20 protein-coding genes are annotated in these 18,060 nt (G+C 32.9%); all 20 read right to left on the bottom strand.

The genetic code is table 11. From position 1 onward, the window contains the following. The coding region (locus F8153_RS12155) for a BlaI/MecI/CopY family transcriptional regulator (RefSeq protein ID WP_151866630.1) at positions 1–287 on the bottom strand (287 nt) is incomplete at its 3' end. Positions 288–487: 200 nt separating this feature from the next. Next, positions 488–766 carry a hypothetical protein gene (locus F8153_RS12150; RefSeq protein WP_207707732.1) on the bottom strand — a complete coding sequence of 93 codons (279 nt, stop codon included), beginning with the start codon at positions 764–766 and terminating at the stop codon, positions 488–490. Between the two features lie 34 nt (positions 767–800). Further along, positions 801–1,124, bottom strand: coding sequence for a DUF2726 domain-containing protein (locus F8153_RS12145; RefSeq protein WP_192929799.1), 324 nt, complete (start codon positions 1,122–1,124; stop codon positions 801–803). Continuing rightward, on the bottom strand, positions 1,121–2,065 hold the full coding sequence (locus F8153_RS12140; RefSeq protein WP_151866628.1) for a DEAD/DEAH box helicase: 945 nt from the start codon (positions 2,063–2,065) through the stop codon (positions 1,121–1,123). Before F8153_RS12140 ends, F8153_RS12145 begins: the two co-directional genes overlap by 4 nt. A 440-nt stretch (positions 2,066–2,505) precedes the next feature. Further along, a complete protein-coding gene (locus F8153_RS12130) occupies positions 2,506–3,054 on the bottom strand; it encodes a PIN domain-containing protein (protein ID WP_151866627.1) in 549 nt (182 codons plus the stop codon). A gap of 116 nt (positions 3,055–3,170) precedes the next feature. Beyond that, positions 3,171–3,977: an ImmA/IrrE family metallo-endopeptidase gene (locus F8153_RS12125; protein WP_151866626.1), complete on the bottom strand. Its 807-nt coding sequence runs from the start codon at positions 3,975–3,977 to the stop codon at positions 3,171–3,173. After that, entirely contained in the window at positions 3,970–4,320 is a 351-nt protein-coding gene (locus tag F8153_RS12120) for a helix-turn-helix transcriptional regulator (protein WP_151866625.1), read from the bottom strand. The genes F8153_RS12125 and F8153_RS12120 overlap by 8 nt, the downstream gene beginning before the upstream one ends. Before the next feature lie 277 nt (positions 4,321–4,597). Beyond that, complete coding sequence (locus F8153_RS16195; protein ID WP_192929798.1) at positions 4,598–4,762, bottom strand: hypothetical protein; 165 nt, start codon at positions 4,760–4,762, stop codon at positions 4,598–4,600. Between the two features lie 394 nt (positions 4,763–5,156). After that, on the bottom strand, positions 5,157–5,771 hold the full coding sequence (locus F8153_RS12115; RefSeq protein WP_151866624.1) for a hypothetical protein: 615 nt from the start codon (positions 5,769–5,771) through the stop codon (positions 5,157–5,159). 625 nt (positions 5,772–6,396) lie between these two features. Beyond that, on the bottom strand, positions 6,397–8,985 hold the full coding sequence (locus F8153_RS12105; protein ID WP_151866623.1) for a PAS domain S-box protein: 2,589 nt from the start codon (positions 8,983–8,985) through the stop codon (positions 6,397–6,399). Between the two features lie 441 nt (positions 8,986–9,426). After that, entirely contained in the window at positions 9,427–11,895 is a 2,469-nt protein-coding gene (locus F8153_RS12100) for an ABC transporter permease (protein ID WP_151866622.1), read from the bottom strand. A 1-nt stretch (position 11,896) separates the two neighbouring features. Continuing rightward, positions 11,897–12,565 carry an ABC transporter ATP-binding protein gene (locus tag F8153_RS12095; RefSeq protein ID WP_151866621.1) on the bottom strand — a complete coding sequence of 223 codons (669 nt, stop codon included), beginning with the start codon at positions 12,563–12,565 and terminating at the stop codon, positions 11,897–11,899. Positions 12,566–12,618: 53 nt separating this feature from the next. Then, positions 12,619–13,788: a HAMP domain-containing sensor histidine kinase gene (locus F8153_RS12090; protein WP_151866620.1), complete on the bottom strand. Its 1,170-nt coding sequence runs from the start codon at positions 13,786–13,788 to the stop codon at positions 12,619–12,621. Further along, on the bottom strand, positions 13,776–14,450 hold the full coding sequence (locus tag F8153_RS12085; protein ID WP_151866619.1) for a response regulator transcription factor: 675 nt from the start codon (positions 14,448–14,450) through the stop codon (positions 13,776–13,778). The genes F8153_RS12090 and F8153_RS12085 overlap by 13 nt, the downstream gene beginning before the upstream one ends. Before the next feature lie 74 nt (positions 14,451–14,524). Further along, positions 14,525–14,662, bottom strand: a complete 138-nt coding sequence (locus F8153_RS16190) for a hypothetical protein (protein WP_192929797.1) — start codon at positions 14,660–14,662, stop codon at positions 14,525–14,527. Between the two features lie 53 nt (positions 14,663–14,715). After that, on the bottom strand, positions 14,716–14,892 hold the full coding sequence (locus F8153_RS16185) for a hypothetical protein (protein WP_192929796.1): 177 nt from the start codon (positions 14,890–14,892) through the stop codon (positions 14,716–14,718). Between the two features lie 47 nt (positions 14,893–14,939). After that, positions 14,940–15,209 (bottom strand): ImmA/IrrE family metallo-endopeptidase, encoded by a 270-nt coding sequence (locus F8153_RS12080; RefSeq protein ID WP_151866618.1) that lies wholly within the window; start codon positions 15,207–15,209, stop codon positions 14,940–14,942. Positions 15,210–15,713: 504 nt separating this feature from the next. Further along, the gene (locus F8153_RS12075) at positions 15,714–15,923 is read right to left on the bottom strand and encodes a hypothetical protein (RefSeq protein ID WP_151866617.1); all 210 of its coding nucleotides are present in this window, start codon (positions 15,921–15,923) and stop codon (positions 15,714–15,716) included. Positions 15,924–15,976: 53 nt separating this feature from the next. Further along, positions 15,977–17,131: an S-layer homology domain-containing protein gene (locus F8153_RS12070; RefSeq protein ID WP_151866616.1), complete on the bottom strand. Its 1,155-nt coding sequence runs from the start codon at positions 17,129–17,131 to the stop codon at positions 15,977–15,979. Positions 17,132–17,392: 261 nt separating this feature from the next. Then, complete coding sequence (locus F8153_RS12065; RefSeq protein ID WP_192929795.1) at positions 17,393–17,995, bottom strand: shikimate kinase; 603 nt, start codon at positions 17,993–17,995, stop codon at positions 17,393–17,395. Between the last annotated feature and the right edge of the window lie 65 nt (positions 17,996–18,060).

Genomic DNA, 18,060 nt, shown 5'->3' with positions numbered 1-18,060 from the left:
AAAGCTGTTAGGAATTTCGGCAGTGACCCTCCAAAGGTATCCTCGACAAAACGTATACTTTGATTTGCGTAATATTTATCCCTTGTGATTAGAGATGAAACTACGGTGTTTTCATTTTGAAAAATACCCTTTTCACATAACTTTTTAAGTACTGTATATGTTGTAGACTTTTTCCAATTCATTTCTTTTTCACTTAGCTTCACAAGATCGCCGGAACCAATCGGCTCCTTCTGCCAGATTAATTCTGCAAACTTTTCTTCAGTTTCTGCGAGTTTATAATATTTCATGATAAACCTCCTTGGTCTATTAAGCATCGACTTCATATCATAAGTCTATACTGAATAAACCAAATTGTCAATACCCCTCACCTATGTCAAGTGTGCTTTCCATATATTTTGATATATTATAAATCTTTCATTCATATTCAAAGAACAAGAAGGAAAAACTTGATTAACTGTACCTAAAATTTTAAAAAGGCAGACCTTTATTACGCAGTCTGCCGTCCCCTTGTGTTCTTGTATTCATGGGTTAAGTTAACGCCTATGTTATTCAAATAACAATTATAGCTGCTCCACCCATAGGCAGCTGCTTTCTTTACAATTCCTGCTTTTACTGGATTTTGATGTATGTACCTTGCTAAAGACAGTACGTAATTATCCTCCTCCACCACCTCACTCTTAAACCTATCTTGAAATAAATGACCTACTCTTTTATATTTCTTATTGAAATAGCGGAAAAATGATATAAATAAACCAAAATTTTTCATAATCTATTCAGCGGAATATGAGTTATTAAGCTTTTTATAGCTTATTTAAGCTATTCTTAATCTCTGTTAACCTTAATAATTGTTGCCTTATCATTTCTTCAATTACAGCCTGGTGTGTGGCTAGTCTTAACAAAGGTATTCCATACTTCTTAAAGATCTCATTTTTCTTTTTATCTCGTTCTAATTGCTTCGGGTTGTTTAAATGAAACTCAGTTCCATCTACTTCAATAGCAAGCACCGGATTATGATCAAACTTATTAAATATAATAAAATCTACGCTGCTTCTTGGTTGCTTAATAAATTTTTTTTCAATTTCTGTACATATATCTTGATTTAAAAAAATATCAGAAAGCTTCACTTCATAAGCAAAGGAATAGCATTGGAACACTTCTTCTTCAAGTAATTCTGATATAATTGAATACATGATTTTTTCACTGTCAAATTAATATTTGCTTTCACCTGTTTCATTGCTTCTTTTCTTTCCATCAACCTACTGGAAAAATCTTTGTATAATAGATCAAATACAGAAATCACTCTACCTTCCTCAATATTCTTTATATCGTGGTACTCTATATACCTTATTAAATCACCAACATCATTGCCATTTTTATAGAATGCATCTGTATTAGAAATTACAATTAGCTGTTTCTCTGCCCTAGATACTGCTACATTAACAAGTTTAGGATCATTTACAAAGGTCATCTTCTTTTGTGCTTTTGCAGATTGGTCCAGAACTGTCGAAAAAACGATAACTGGTTTCTCTCTACCTTGATACTTATGAACTGTATCTTTTTCTATCTCTTTAGAATTTAGTTCTTTGGCATAACTTATCTGCATTCTATAGGGAGCAAGTTTCCCAATATCATTAAGATTTTCCGAATGCACTTTTATACTATAATTATTTTGGTTCATAATTAAATTATTTAACTCTTCTAATTCCCTCTGATTAAAGGTGCCTCTTCTTCCCCTTGTAAGTTCTCGCATGTGATTTCCTTCAACACTCTTGATTATGTTAATTGGATTAAGATTACTGCTATCACTATAAACAATTAATTCACCATTATAGTACTTTAAATTGCAGAACCTTATAATATCAGGATGACATCTATAATGTTCCTTAAGCAAGGTTCTTTGCAAATTATCGCCATATAGCTTATTAAGCGATGTCATTATATTATGCTTAGTATAATCATAGGCTTCGTCTTCAAAGCTTACTTCAGTTTCGGAAGGAATATGAGGTAATTGCTTTTGATCTCCCTTTCTTTGTAGAAATAACCGGACGATAATCTTGTTTTTCATTTAAAGAGTTCAAAAATGCAATTCTCTCATGCTCTTTTGTAGTCCGGGCCATATTATGTATCCATTCGGTTTTTTCCATTTCAGACATAGCAGACAGCTTTTCTTCAACTTCTTTCATAAATTCATTAAAATTCATTGTTTTATCATCTCTCATCTTTAATTTAATAAGCAAAAAATATTATTATATATTATATAAGTATATTTGTAAATAATTCTTCTGTGCGCAAAAGCTATAAAATAGCCATCACCCTTATAGGTCGGCATTTTATAATCGAAAGTTTCCTCAACTTCTGGAAAAACTTCACGCATGAAATTCATCAATAATGTAACCCACTCCCTTTTAGTATCCTCTAACGCCTCTATATATTAATTAATTATCTTCATTTCAACATCGCTCCAATTACAAAAAAACCTCTAATTTAAAGAGGACTTTTTTGCCGCTATTTGATTATGTAGTTCCATAATTTTTGAATACGTGCCTTTGCATCAATGCCTTTTTGGCTACAAAAGATACTCATCCACACTTTTTCAGCTTCACTATATGGATCTTTCCAAAACCTTCTCATAAAACTTTTCAGTTTAGATTTAATATCCCAAACCAAGCCTGACAAATCACAGACAGCATTAAATGCATCAGCCAATTCAACTTCTGATATTCTACCTTCTAAAAAATCTAAAAATAAAACCTCATAAAAAGCAAATGGGATAACCTCAGAATCCGGTATTCTCATAAGAGTATAATGGGGTCCCCGCTCTTTTATATCATCTGTTACAAGACAAATACAGCCCAGTGTTTTTGCCATAGCAATAGCATAGGCCTCACCAAGGTCTCCTCCGTCAAACAGAATTCTTAGGTCTTTCACGTGTTGTAAAAACACTCGATACATTCCAATGCTTTTTAAATATAGGTCTGTAATTATTTCTATTTTACCGGTTTCAACATCTTTATCAAATTTGTCAATGATATCTTGTCCCGCTTGATTTTGCATCTCATGCATCCTAATGAACTCGTATACTTTTAGCTTTTCAAACCTATTGAATAATACAGATTGCAGATTGGCTTTGTACAGATGAATTATTACATTTGTATCGAGAGATGCATTCATTAATCCATCCCTCCAAGCAAATCATCAAAACTTTCCTCTTCTATTTCATCTTTATCATTAATATTAACATCATCAGGGCTTAAATCCACATAATTAAGAGCAATTGCAAGACTTGTTTTAGGAACTAATTTTTCATTATAATTCGTAATGACCCATTCTAAAAACTCAGCTGGCACTTTTTTAGCTTCAGCGGCTTTACATAACTCTATATTTCCACCTATCACATTTAACAATTTTGATGCTGTTTGCTCTATTTTATCGATTTTTAATCTTTCAATAATAACCTCATTTAAAATATTCAATGCCTTAAGTCTTATTAATGCCATATCATAGCTTACATTAAATGCTGTTTGAATTCTTGCTATATCTAAACCGTCCCAAGTTGTTGTATCTTTGTCTTTAAGCTCAAGCCTAACAAATTTTTCGACTTTCTCCATCGGCATTAACAAACACGCTGCAAAATAATTTGCTTCAACTTCCAATTCATCTCTATCAGAAAAATCATCATCTTTTATCAAGGTTCTCCCTTGTTCATTTAAATGCAGTCTTTGGTGACCAATTTCATGTGCAACAGAAAAAATCTCTCTTGATAAAAGTAATGACGAGTTGGAAAATATAATTCTTTCGGAATCCTTAATCAATGCAAAACCTAAAAAAGCTTCTACTCCAATTGGGTATCTTATTGTTCTATACCCCAACTTCTCAGAAGCTTCAAAAATATCTTTAAATCCATAATCGGTTATATTACACTCATCTCTAACATTCTCAGCATTTCTTTCAATAGCGATTTGTCTGTTCTTATTCATTCACTTCGACCTGCCTAACACTGTTATAAAGTTTACGATGAGCATAAAAAGTGTCCAGCATATTATTTATAAATAAAAACTTATCCTCTTGCCCATAACCACTACTTCCTCTAAACATTGGTTCTTCAACCTTTTCAATGCTAACTGCAGATGTTATTTCATCAATCTTAGTACCTAAAATTTGAGCAATAGCAGATATACTGGCAAACGAAATGTCTATTAAGCCTTTTTCAAGTCTTGCATATTTTTGCCTTGAACAATTCATTTTTTCAGCAAGTTGTTCTTGTGTAAAACCTTTGGATTCCCTCAAGCTTTTAATCCTTGCTCCCAATATAGCATTCATACTAACACATCCTCTCAATATTATTATACTACATTTTATGCTTATGTCAAGAAAAATGTTACAAAATTATAACATTACAATCATATTATTGCCTGCATACAAAATAATATTCTAATCGTGTTTCAATATCATAACATTATATTGAGTATTTGTTTAAAAATTATGCGTTTTTATTTATTTATAAAGGTATTTAATTAAATTTTAAAGTAAACAAAAAAATAAAGCCGCAGACAGCGATGTTCTTCACACCAATGCCTGCCGCTCTAACCCTACATATTCACTTACTTGCTTTTGCCTTCACCCTTTGACCACTTTCAAATATAAACTCAAACTCGGTTGTGGATTTTATAATAACGTTTTCAACCATGGCTTCAAACAAAGCATCATCAAATTCTGTCAGCGGCTGGCTGCCATCTCCTATAATCCCCCTGACTGCTTGCATTTTGCTTATATCCTTTGTGTACTCAAGGTTCTCAGTAACCAGCTCACTCTTTTTAACCTGAAGGTCAGCGAAATGTCAAGGGGGAAATGTCGAGGGGACGGGGTTATTGAGGTTTCCAGCAATCGGTTTTTGCTACCGAAATTTTGGAAACCTTTGATTTTAAGCTAATTGGTGCCTATTTCTCTTTGCGTGACATCAATACCACGCACTCAACATGCGTTACCACATAACCTTTATATAAAATAGCAAATCGTACTGTAACCGGAGTAAATACTTATGCTGCGATAGCCAATACCTAACTTCATTGGTCAATTGCAGTACCTCCAATCCTTTGATTGGTATCTAGTAATACGATAAAGTTTTTGAGAAGTCAAGTATGTTGGCCTATAATGAGTTATTTGATTTTGCGGAATAAATAGTTTTCAGCTGTTAGCTTATACTTCGGTCCTTTCATCTTCTCTTTGACTTTTACTAAATCAACATTTTTACTTTTAGGTAATACAAAATAATCATCCAGCTTGGTATCGATGATTCTATTTTTCTTACCGATGACTCCAAGGAATTCAAAATCATCATCAAATCTTGATAAAGTGGCGTCTCCATGACTATCATTGCACAACAAAATGCCACCTATATTTAAATACTTTTTCGTTGCTTGCCCAACAAAGCCTGCATATTGAGAAATGATCAAATCAACAGGTTCAACATCTAATTCTTCTATATAATCTTGACCCATGAAAACTATGTCACAAGATTTCTCATACTCTTTATTCTCAGCGATATATTTTTTTATCATTTCCATGTTCTTAAAGAAATTAATCGCTCCTTTGAAGTTATCAACATAAATTACCTTCGGTATAACCAAAGATGGTGCAATATCAATATGGCTTCCTGGATACAGGGCACTTGCTACGCCATACCTCTTAGAAACTATTCTGTAGAGTTCAGTTCTATTACCTATCTTGTCTCGATATTCATAATATTCCTCAATGGTATTTTTGCTTTTCAATAAACTACACCTCTCTTTGCTTTTTAAATACTTTGTAATTCGACTATCAATCTAACCAGCTTATTCATTTTTATCCCTCTCCTGTCATGAAAATCCTGATTACATTCGATATTATTCTATCAAACAAAAAACTCAAATATGCTCTCTAGGATGCTTGAATATTCCATATTCTCCTATATAAAATTATAAGATATTTTTAAACTTTTATCAATATAAACCGGGTTTACTTTTAAAAGCCGACTCAGATCATTAATCCAAGTCAGCTAGCTATTCCCTGTTATCCCCCATTATACTCCATCTCTGTAGTTTTCACGAATCAAATGTATCCGTCAAACACAACCCACATATGACAGTGGCACTAGCAATGTTTTAATCTTCCGTACCTCTTTTTCTATATATCTTCATTGCAAAGACATATGCTATAAGAGTAATTCCAACACACCATGCTAGAGCGATCCAAATATCATTAACAGCTTGTTGATTCGAAAGTAATGCACGAATAGCTTCTACACCACTACCATACCTGGTAGAAGGTTTACTTAATTTGCAATACCCATTTAGATAGTTTTATTAATTTTGCATTTTGCAAAATATCCAAAATGCCCTTATTTTTATATTTCTTCATCTATATTTTATTTTTACTATATAACTCAACTTTATTTCTACCGCTTTCTTTTGCGTTATATAAAGCTTTATCTGCATTCTTAATTAAATCTTCTGATTTTAAAAATGAAGAAGCAATTACACTTGCAACACCTATACTAACTGTAACATATGGTTTTACCTTTGAAGCGGTGTTGGGTATTTTTAGATCTTCAACTCTAATCCTTATCTGTTCAGCCACAAACATAGCCCCTTTATTACTTGTCTCTGGAAGTATGATAGCAAATTCTTCACCACCGTATCTGGCAACAATATCACCTGACCTGCTAATACTCTCTCTTAATGTACTGGCTATTAGCTTTAAACATTCATCCCCCTGTAGGTGTCCATATGTATCATTGAAGAATTTAAAGCAATCGATATCGAGTAAGAGTAAAGCTAAGTTAGTTGAGTTTCTTATCGAACGATTCCACTCTTTTTCAAAACCTTCATCAAATGCTCTTCTATTAGGTATATTCGTTAAACCATCTATTAAAGACATACTTTTTAAATTAGCATTAGCTTCCATTAACTCTTTCTCAAGTTTTTTTTGCTTTGTAATATCTCTACCTACTCCCACAACTCCAATGATATTATCTTTAGAATTTCTAATAGGAGATAGAGAAGTTTGATAATGCTTCTTACCACCATTATTTTCTAAGGACCAGTCATAAACAACATACTCTCCATTTAAAGCTTTTATATTTGCTTCTTCATGAATCTTTGAGGCTTCTTCACCAAAAATATCTCTACTTGTTTTTCCTATAAAATTCTGCATACCTAAGTTGTCATCATCTAACCATTTTCCATAGATTGCAGTATGTTTCTGATCTTTATCTAATGTATAAACAATATCATTCATGGAATTAACTAGAGAACGGAATCTATTTTCACTTCTGATAAGCCTCTGTTCTGCAATTTTCATACTGGTAATATCATTAACCATTCCGATCACATATGGTTGTTCATTATCTGTTTCTGGAATCATGGTTATAACAACATCTCCATATAATATACCTCCATTCTTTTTATAGTATCTTTTTTCTATCCGATAGGAATCGATATTACCCCTCAGTAATTTTTTGAAATTTTCTTCGTCCTTAGCTGCATCTTCAGGATGAACATAGGCATGGACTACCTGAAGCTCGTCATCCTGATAGCCTAGCAATTCTTTATAGGTTGCATTGATATCTATTGGCTTACCCTTTACATCTCGAACTGCAATGCCTATTCCTGCATGTTCAAATATTGCACGAAACTTTCTATTACTCTTTTGAATTTCACACTCCATCATTTTCTTTTCAGTAATATCATGATAGAATACTGATATACCTTCTTCTGTTGGGTATACCCTAACACTAAAATATTTATTTAATGGAGCATAAAATTCTTCAAAGTTTATCTGTGTTTGCTCATGTAAAGCTTTATTATAGTTTTCGTAGAAGTTAGTTTTCACATCCTCAGAAAAAACATCCCAAATGTTCTTACCTATCAAATCATCCCTACTTTTTTCTAATAAAAGTTCGGACTGCTTATTAAGATACTTGAAGCAAAAGTCTTTATCTAATGCAAAAAAAGCGTCTTTTATACTCTCTAATATACTATTGATTTTTTCATGGGACTTTTGCAACTTAATCTCATCCATTTTCCTCTCTGATATATCCCTTGATACACAAATTAACTGTTCTACTTTACCATCCTTATCCCTTATACTTCTTGACGTGGTTTCAAACCAAATAATCTTTCCATCTTTCCTCTTAATGCGATAGATAACAGAGTAGGATGAATCTGTATTCGTTATTACAGAGTGAGATTTTGATATTGCTTCCAAATCTTCATGATAAAAAAGATTGAAAGCATTTGTCCCTATTAATTCTTCCGGTCTATAACCTAGTATTTTTTTACAGGAAGGTGACAGGTAAATATAAGTTCCATCAGCATCATGAAATGTAACTAAATCAGTTAAATTATCTGCTATATTAGATTCAACTCTATATTTAGTAAATAGGACATTTGAAAGAACTATATGATTTGATAAATAGTATATAAAAAAACCTACTACAGTAGACATTAAAGTGAAATATATAATAGTTCTTTGTAAAGTATACATGTCAACTATTGAGTTATACAGCACAAAATTAACGGTTATCACTCCAGCTAAATTCATTAAAATCCACTTATTTTTCCCGTTTATTTTTGAACTTCCAATAATACCACAAATAATACTTAACATCAAAATCGATAGAGACGCTATTATCGATACACTATTGACTCCAAAGAAGGTTATTCTAAAGACTGCCATTATAATACCTGTAATTACTGAAGCTATTAACCCTCCATGAAAAGCCAATACGATAATGGCAAAATGCCTTAAGTCTAGAACAATATTTGGATAGATATTTACACTAAATACCATCAATACAATACCCATTATCCCTCCAATTAGACCTGCCAGTATCTTTGTTTTTAATGTTGCCTTTGGAGTTAGTCTATTATCCTTAAAAACCTCTCCCCCAAGGAACATAAAAGAAACTATGATGGCAGCATTTGAAATCAAATTACTAATCAGCAAATTAAGTACCTCCTTGTAAGAAATCAACTAATCTATTTAATTGGTTCACATTTTGTAGTTTAGTTTAAAAGTACCCTTATATCAAATAATATAATTATAGCTTATGTATATATTTATTACAACAAATCAATTATATAATGCGATATCTAACCTTTTTTTAGCTTATTTGCATCTTAAAGTAAAAATAGAGCTAATTAAAGTGATTTAAAATCCCTCCAACTAGCCCTCTCTTAATCTTTTATTCAATTTCACATCCAATCTCTGTACTATCGAGTAGGGTTATAATAATCCTTTCTTCTTCGAAATTTCAAATGAGTTACCGTTTTAAAAGTAACAGAAGGACATTTCTATAAACATCCTTCTTTTCTTCAAACAAGCATATTTATTTAGGAATATGAGCTCACAAATCGCATATTAGTGATAAATAGCAATTTTTTAAAGCTATGATATAATATCAATGCTCTCTACAATGCTCATGCTCTTTATTTTACCGAGTGGTATCACTGTCGCTATCAGGCATACTGCAACAGACAACACACTTCCTGATAGTATTGGTATGATGGGTAGATTTGAAAACTCTATTTGTCCTGTTGCAGCACTACTCATAAATATAGATATTATATAGCCCGCAATAGAGCCTGAAATAGCTGCAAGAATCCCATAGTATGCCCCTTCCCATAAAAATACTTTATACAGGCTTTTATTATCCATGCCTATAGCTCGCTGCATTCCGATTTCGTTAATTCTTGTATGAATATTGGTATAGGTTGTATTGATGATATTGAGGACACCTATTAGAGTTACAAATAATATAAATCCCCATGCCAAAACTCTTGTCTGCGCAAAGCTTTCTTGCATCTGTCTGTCTGTTTCACTATAAGATAACCAGCGTGATCCTGGGTTGTCTTTTGATATTCGTTCTACAATAGACTGTACTTCTTCCAGCTTTGAATAATCCTTAATATAAGTGTTTATCTGATTTAAAGAGTTCTTTCCTGTCAATTCATCATAGACGTTATCGTATACGATAACGTCTATACCGTTTACCCAGCCCGTTCCCTGTATTGAAACAGCTTTACCTGTGATAGCTTGAACTGTCAGTTCCCTATCGTTTATCTTAAGTCTATCTCCTTGTTTTAAGCTGGTACTCTTAAGCTCTGATGAAATAGCCATAGGATTCTTAATGATACATAGCTTCCCGCTTTTAAAATCAGCCAGTTGTCTTGCTGTTATATCAGGGTAGAGCTCTTTCAAATACTGTTGATCAATCCCTATAATTTTAAAAGTTTCACTAGGATTGCCGAATGAAATATCTGTTGTTAACTCTCCTTGTTCAATTTGTTTTTGTGTATACATAGAATATTTCACAAAGGACACTCGCTCCACGTTGTTATATTGATACAATTCTTTTAATGCTTCTTTTTTAATTCCTACTGTTTCATTAGATATAGAGAAGTCTCCCATTTTAAAGTCTTTTACAGCATTTGAAATATCAAGATTGCTTGAAAAGGATTTCAAAGCAACAAATACCGTAATACTCATGAACAAGGATAAAATGGTGATGATAGTCCTGCCCCTGTTCCTTTTCAGATTAAGCCATGCTAAATGACGTGCGATATTTATTATCTCTTTGCTTTTACTATTTTTTCTTTTTATTGTCTGGGATACTCCTGCCATTGCTATTTTAGGGGACACTTTAGCTGCGTAAATAGCGGAGGGCAAGGCAGCTAAAAATGAAAACACTAGAGAAACACCTGTGCCCAAAAGCAAGGGGGTAGAATACCCTTTTGCATTTTCATGAATTAACTCTGAAAGTTGTTCAGAACTATTTGCTAAAAATACTTCAGGATTGATCATGGAAGTCGCAGCTGCCGTTATTGTGTTTGCCGACAAAACTCCTACTACCACTCCCATTGGTATGGCAATGGCACATAACAGAAAAATTTGTACAATAATTATTTTATATAATTGATTTGGTTCAGCACCTATGGCTCTTAATATTCCGTATTCCTTGATCTTCTTTACTACAGAAATCTTTAATATATTATATACAACAAGACCCGCTGCCAACAAAACAAGTATGCCCATAAATACAGCAATATCTGCTATCCCCGCGGCACCGTTATCTTCCAAATCTTTTCCTTTGTAGTCTATCCCTAAAGTATTAAGATAAATCCAATTGTACTGTATCTGATGCTCTTTTAAATTTAAATCCGAGGCCATACTATTGATTTTGTTTTGAAAGTCTCTAAAGTCGCTCACTTTAAAGTCTACAGAAGCAAAATTGTATTTATCAGGCAATAGGTCGTTTACGGTTCCCGGACCTGCAATTGCAGTTACTATACCGTTTGCATATCCCAGATAGTCGCTTTCTAATATGCCTGATAATGTGTATTCAGAGCTGAAGTTAAAGGGCGGCTCTGATCCTTTTAATGAGCTTACACTTAAATCAAGTAAAATTTTATCTCCGATATCAGGACTAATACCCATCAGTTTCAGAGTATTTTCATCAAGTGCTATTTCACGGGCAGCTTTGGGTATCCTGCCCAATTTTACCCTAGAGACATTAGGATAATTCTTTATAGATGCTTTGTCATTCTCTCTTACAACCATGGATATTCCGCTATCTTTAATATTCATGGTGCCTAGAGTCTTAATCACACCAATTTGCGAAAGTCCCTCTTTACTTTTCAAGTGTTCAATTTGCTGTTCATCCAATTCATGAAAAGTTACATGCCTATCTCCATTTAAGGAGTGTGCTTGTTCAACCATCAAGTTCTTCATAACTCCTATGGATTTGCCAATTACCGTTGTCATAGCGGTGGACATCATAATAGCAACAATAATTAAGAAGGTAGTAAGCTTTTGTTTTTTGACTTCCTTATATGCTAAAGATAGATAGGTTCGCATTTTAATTCACCTCCTGAACCATGCCATCAATAATGGATAGCTGTCTGTCAGCAAGACCAGCAATTTTCTTATCATGAGTAATAATGATTAATGTTTTACCAAACTGCCTGGAAGTACTTGTTAAAAGTTTCATAACCTCACTGCCGCTTTTACTGTCAAGATTACCGGTGGGTTCATCCGCAAATATGATATCCGGTTTCGCAATTAAGGCTCTTGCAATGGCTACCCGTTGTTGTTGACCTCCCGACAATTCATGAGGCAAATGGATAAGCCTATCCTTTATTTCCAGCATTTCTGATAGTTCCTTTAGATATTCCTTGTCAGGCTGTTTCCTATCCAACAATATTGGCATGTTGATATTATCCTCTGCTGTTAGGATGGGAATCAGGTTAAACTGTTGAAATATGAAACCAAAACTTTTACGCCTAAAAGCTGACAAATCCTTTTCATTTAAAGCATACAAATCCTTTTCTCCTATAAAGACCCTGCCTTTTGTCGGGCGATCTAGCCCACTTAATAGGTGCAGAAGAGTGCTCTTTCCGCTTCCTGACGGGCCGACAATAGACATGAATTCTCCTGCTCCGATTGTTATTGTTGCATTATTTAGAGCAACTACCTCATTTTGTCCTTTTCCATATATTTTTGTAAGACCTTCTGTTCTTAGGTACATAAAAAACACCCTCCTTAGATTTATAGTCTAAAGAGAGTGTAATAGATATTTATCTACTTTTTATCAACTTTTAGAGAAAAAGCCACAGTAACTTTGGCCCCTATTTCCTTTGCGTTTGACAAAGTAATACTGCCGCCATGTTTTTGACACTGAATCTTTGATATGTTAAGCCCAAGGCCTAGATGACTGTTATCTGTTATACTTTTATCCTTATAAAATGGTTCTGTTGCAAACTTCAAGTCCTCATGGCTAAATCCTTTCCCATCATCGATTATTTCATAGTAGAGCAAATTCTGATCTGTATAACAATTAATGGAAATATGTTTCTTAGCATACCTGAAAGCATTAATAGCTATATTCTCAACAACTCTAAGCACAACTTCCTCATCTAAAGACATTGAAAAAGCATTAATTTGGTTATTTAATACATAGGTTTTACCTTGCTCTTCTGAAAGAATTCTTAAACTGCCTTCAAAATTATTTATAAGTTTAGAAGTTTCAACCTCAGTTGGGCGAATCTCCATATCCTCCATCTTTTGAATGTTGTTCATGGTATCTACGTACTTTTCAAGTCTGCTCACATTATCTGCCATTAAAGATACTGTTGAAAGTAATTTGTCCTGGTTGAGTTTATCTGTTGGAATATAATTAGTTAGGAGGTCGGTGTAACCCTTTAGCACAGTAATGGGTGTCCGCATGTCATGGGCAAACGCAGCATTGAGGCGTTTCCTTTCCTCCATCATTCTCCACATATTTATATTATTGCTCAAAAGCTCTTTCCTCATTGTTTCAAATGAATCACATAAATCGCCCATTTCATCTTTACTATTATTGTCAATAGTAAAGTCAAGATCATTATCGGATATTTTTTTTGCGCTAGTCTTTAGTAAAGCAAGTGGCTTTCGTAATTTAGTGTTATAAAAAATATAGGCAGCAGCAATGACGGATACTATAAAAAATATTATGGGCAGCACAAATCGAAAATAATCTGTAAGCTTTAATATTATCTGGTCAGTTTGATTGAAAGTAGAAGGATCCACAAAAATGATATTGGGATTTAAAGATGTGCTGTTTTGACCAGTATAGTATTTTGCCAATATGTTACTCCTTATAGTCTCAAAACCCAGGAAGGACATGGAACTAAGTAGTACAGCTATTACAATAGATATAAATGTCAAAGTGATAAAAGCTTTTTTTATTGACATATCTTTTATTTTATCCATTTATATCCTACCCCCCAGACAGTTTCAATATAGGTTTCTAGTGAGCAGGAAACAAGCTTTGATCGTATTCTTCTGATATGCTCCGTAACGACATTGCTGTCTCCATCACTGTCATAACCCCAGATTTTTTCATAGATTCTTTCTTTGTCAAAAACTTGCCCTGCATTCATGGATAAAAGCTCCACAATATCAAATTCCTTTTTCGCAAGCTGTATGGGCTGATTATTAAAATACACACAGCGCTGACCATAATCAATCACCAGATCTTTTGCAAAAATAGCTGTAGTTTTGTTTGTATTTCTATGCTCCCTTCTTAAATGGGCAGCAACTCTTGCAGCAAGCTCATTAACACTAAAGGGCTTAACAATATAATCATCTCCACCTACCCGAAACCCGTTAATTTTATCTTTTTCCTCAATCTTAGCCGTTAGGAAAAGAATAGGGCAGGAAACATGTTCTCTGATTTTTGAGCAAACTTCAATACCATTTATATCGGGCATATTAATATCAAGTAGGATAATATCAGGTTTCTGTGCTACCTTCTGTAGCGCCTCTGTACCATTCATGGCAGTAAGAACAGTATATCCATTGAGTTCAAAGTAGTCTTTCAAAAGTGTTACAATGCCTTGCTCATCATCCACTATTAGTATTTTCTCAGCCATAGTCACCACTCTTTCTTAATCAATATGTTCTTATTATACTATCTAAAAATCAACTTTTTATCAACATTTATATTTCATATAATAAGCCTATTCTTAGTAGCAATGTCAGATCTATCAGGTGGAATAATCAAATTAGCATCAATAACAACTGTTTGAGTAATATCTTGTAAAAGACTGATGAAGCTTTCGTTTGGGATGATTACTCTTGCCATTATTTATCATCTCTAAACAAATCTAGTATCTCATCAATATCATCATCTAAAATCTAAATTTCATATCCAAAATCTTCTAATTTCTTACTAAAAATATTCAGGTCTTTAACAGTTGAATCAATTGTTATAATACCCTCATCAAAATTCTGAAGTATTACATTTAATGCATCAGGTTCCACCCCTATTTTATCTGTAATGTTGTTTATCTTATGAAATACATCAGAATTCAACGTGCTGCCAATTTTATAATAACTGCTTTGATTATTCCTTTCATCAACTAATAACAGTTCTTTTTTACTTGCTTATTAATAGAATCAATCTCATGAAGCCTTTTAACAATCATTCTATACGGAACTTGATAATCAATTTGAAGCTGCGCAATCAATCTTAACAATGCATGGTTATTCCAATTATCTAAATTTATATTACCTCTATTATGCTTTTTTACATATGTTGACAGTGTTTCTGTTGGTAGTAAAAATTCTGCAGCAAATCTATTGGCTTTTGCATTAATCAATAAATTATCCGAATCTCCAATTCTTCGCAAATGCTTCTCTCTACTTTATACATCCAAATCGGATTTTAAACAATAAAAAATGCCTACACAGTACTTTTTAGGTACATAGTCATTTTTTATTGTTTGAAATTTTAATTTACTTTTTCAGTCTATACAAGAATATCTTCCGACGTATCTCCGCAGACGAGGTCATATCCCAATTTTCACTTTTAGGCCGTCCATTAGTTGTTTATTCTCGAAATTCTGATCATCTTTGCTAAAAGTATAAAACCCGCAAAACAGCTTGAATACTAGGATTACAAGCATTTTTTGCGTTGTAGACGTACCACCGATTCCACGTGCGGTATCACATAACCTTTACATAAAATAGCTAATCGTACTGTAACCGGGATAAATACTCAATTCCTATCTCCCCATTTCAGCTTCTAAAAGTCTTTAAATGGGTGCTGAATTAGTAATATTCCTTCGAATCTTCTTTAGGTTCTTTGGCTTCTATACCGACTGTTTATGGTAATTTTCGAATGTAATACTATATTAATTTCCCCAGATATTTAAAAAGAACAATGAACTTAATCCCATGATTACAATACTTACCATTATAAAAAAGGTATGTACATTTTCTCCCCATAAGATTTTGCTTCTAGCAACAAGAAGTTTGTAGATGATAAAATCACTTTTTCTAATTGAAGATACAAATAGAAAAAGACCAATCAATAACATCAAACTTCCCCATAAAATATTCATAACGCTCCTCCTTTATTTCAAATTTATAATCAATCATTTATTTGCTAATTATATTAATCCACTCTAACTCCTGAAACCCTCACAAGTTCTCCATTTAACTGGTAATACAGCTGATGTCTATAATTGCTTGTTATTAAGAACTCGGAAGTTTTTTTTCTAAACTCAGCTAAATATCCTTTAGTGTTAAACTCAACCTCAAAAGCACCGTAGTCTACTATAACTGTTTCTCCACTTAAAATATCCTCGATATCTTCTATAGTGTGATTTATCTTTGCAACATAAGTAGTCAAATATAATACAGTTAATTCTTCAGAATTCCTATCTTTAGCGAAATTTAGAATATGATCCTTTTTATAACGAATGGCTTCTTTTATGTTAGAGTACTCAGAATCAAAACCACTTCTTAGCATTCTAATATCATCACCTTCTATTTCAAAACCTGACATCAAAGCATCCATTGAGATAGGTAAATATCCACGTAGTAAAATCTCTCTTTGTTGTAATCCACTCTTAGTTTCTATTGTTCTATATATTACTATGATAGCTTGCTCCCTAGTAAGGTTGCCTTTTGTGTCAAATACACCTTTTTTAACTATTTCGCCGTTCAATTTCTCAGGCTTTGATATACCTTGCATCAGACCTGACCTATAAGCTCTCTCAACAGCATTTTTTGCCCAAGAAGACGAGTCATTTAAATCATCTAAATGTTTGTTAATATCCTCACCATCTAAATTATCATAGGTCATGGTTTGAAAATAATTAACAAACATGATAGCAGCCTGCTCTCTTGTAATCAAACCATCAGGATTAAACATATCCTTGCTTATTCCATTGATAATTCCCATTGCATAAGCAGCTGTAACATACTCACTATTAGTATCTTTAAATTGATTTATAACTTTTACTTTAGATAAGAAATTCTCAATATTTAAGCTTGCAAAATCCCAATCATCTTCTGCTGGAACGGGGTACTCAAAATTCCTATTTACATTTGACATAATTGCTGTTACAAATAATTCAGAAAACTCTTTTCTTGTTATTGGATCTTGGTAATTACTTTGTAGCCATTCTGGTACTAATCCCTTTTCTATTGCAAATTCCACTTCAAGTCTAGCCCAATTAGAAGGTTCATTTCCGCTATTTGCGTAACTAGGTAGCGAACTTAATAATACTGCTATAACAACCAAAACAAAGCAAATTTTTTTCATAAAATCTTCCTTTCAATAAAACGTTTTTAAAATTCACCTTTTGTACGTAAAACAAAGTTTTCACTGGAATTTTAGTTTTTATATATTAATTATAATTGACAACACATAAGACAACAAGTGGATTATTAAAAAGAAAGGGAACACAATGACATTGGACGGCAGACTGCGTAATAAAGGTCTGCCGTCCCCTTGTGTCTATATTCTTCTAGGGTATAAAAGCCAGAGGATTGTTTTACATATTAACTGCAATAATTCATTATTCTATGTCCTCTCCATAGATTTGTTTTGAATTATAATCATCAATTCATCAACAATTTGATCTACGGAACGGTTATTTATGAAACACTTATTCTTGATTTTTTTAAAAACCCTTCTTGCATACACTATGTCTTCATGTATCTCCTTGATGTAATAATCTTTATGTTGCTCTTTATATTCATCATCTTTAAATACATTATCATCCTTATCAGAAAAAACCAATCTTTTAAAAATATTCTCTTTTGAATCCTGTAGTTCAATTGCCATAACTCGTTCTAAATCCAAAAGATAATTGAAATTTCTTGCATACCATATAGGGCTTACTGCAATAACAACATTATCCTTATGTTCTTCAATCAAATCCTTCAGAACTTTACCCTTAACTTTTGACCTCTCGAGTGCATATGGATTTTTTTGCATAAATTCTTCTAAGGACATTTGAAATCTCTTTTTGATCTCTTTATCCATATCAATAAAAGTATAATTTAATTTTTCAGCAAGCTTTTCACCCGTTACAGTCTTCCCTACATTAGATATACCAAAAAGCATAATTATCATATTTACATACCCACTTTCAAATACACGGCTTTGCGTATTTTTCTGCAATTTCTTTAGAACTTGTATCACCCTCTGGATATACTTCTATATCAGATGCATCTGCATACTCATAC

This window comes from Alkaliphilus serpentinus, assembly GCF_009017255.1.
In the GTDB taxonomy this organism is placed as follows: Bacteria; Bacillota; Clostridia; order Peptostreptococcales; family Natronincolaceae; genus Alkaliphilus_D; species Alkaliphilus_D serpentinus.
The sequence above is the reverse complement of the archived record's forward strand: the minus strand, read 5'-3'. Positions and strand labels throughout refer to the sequence as shown.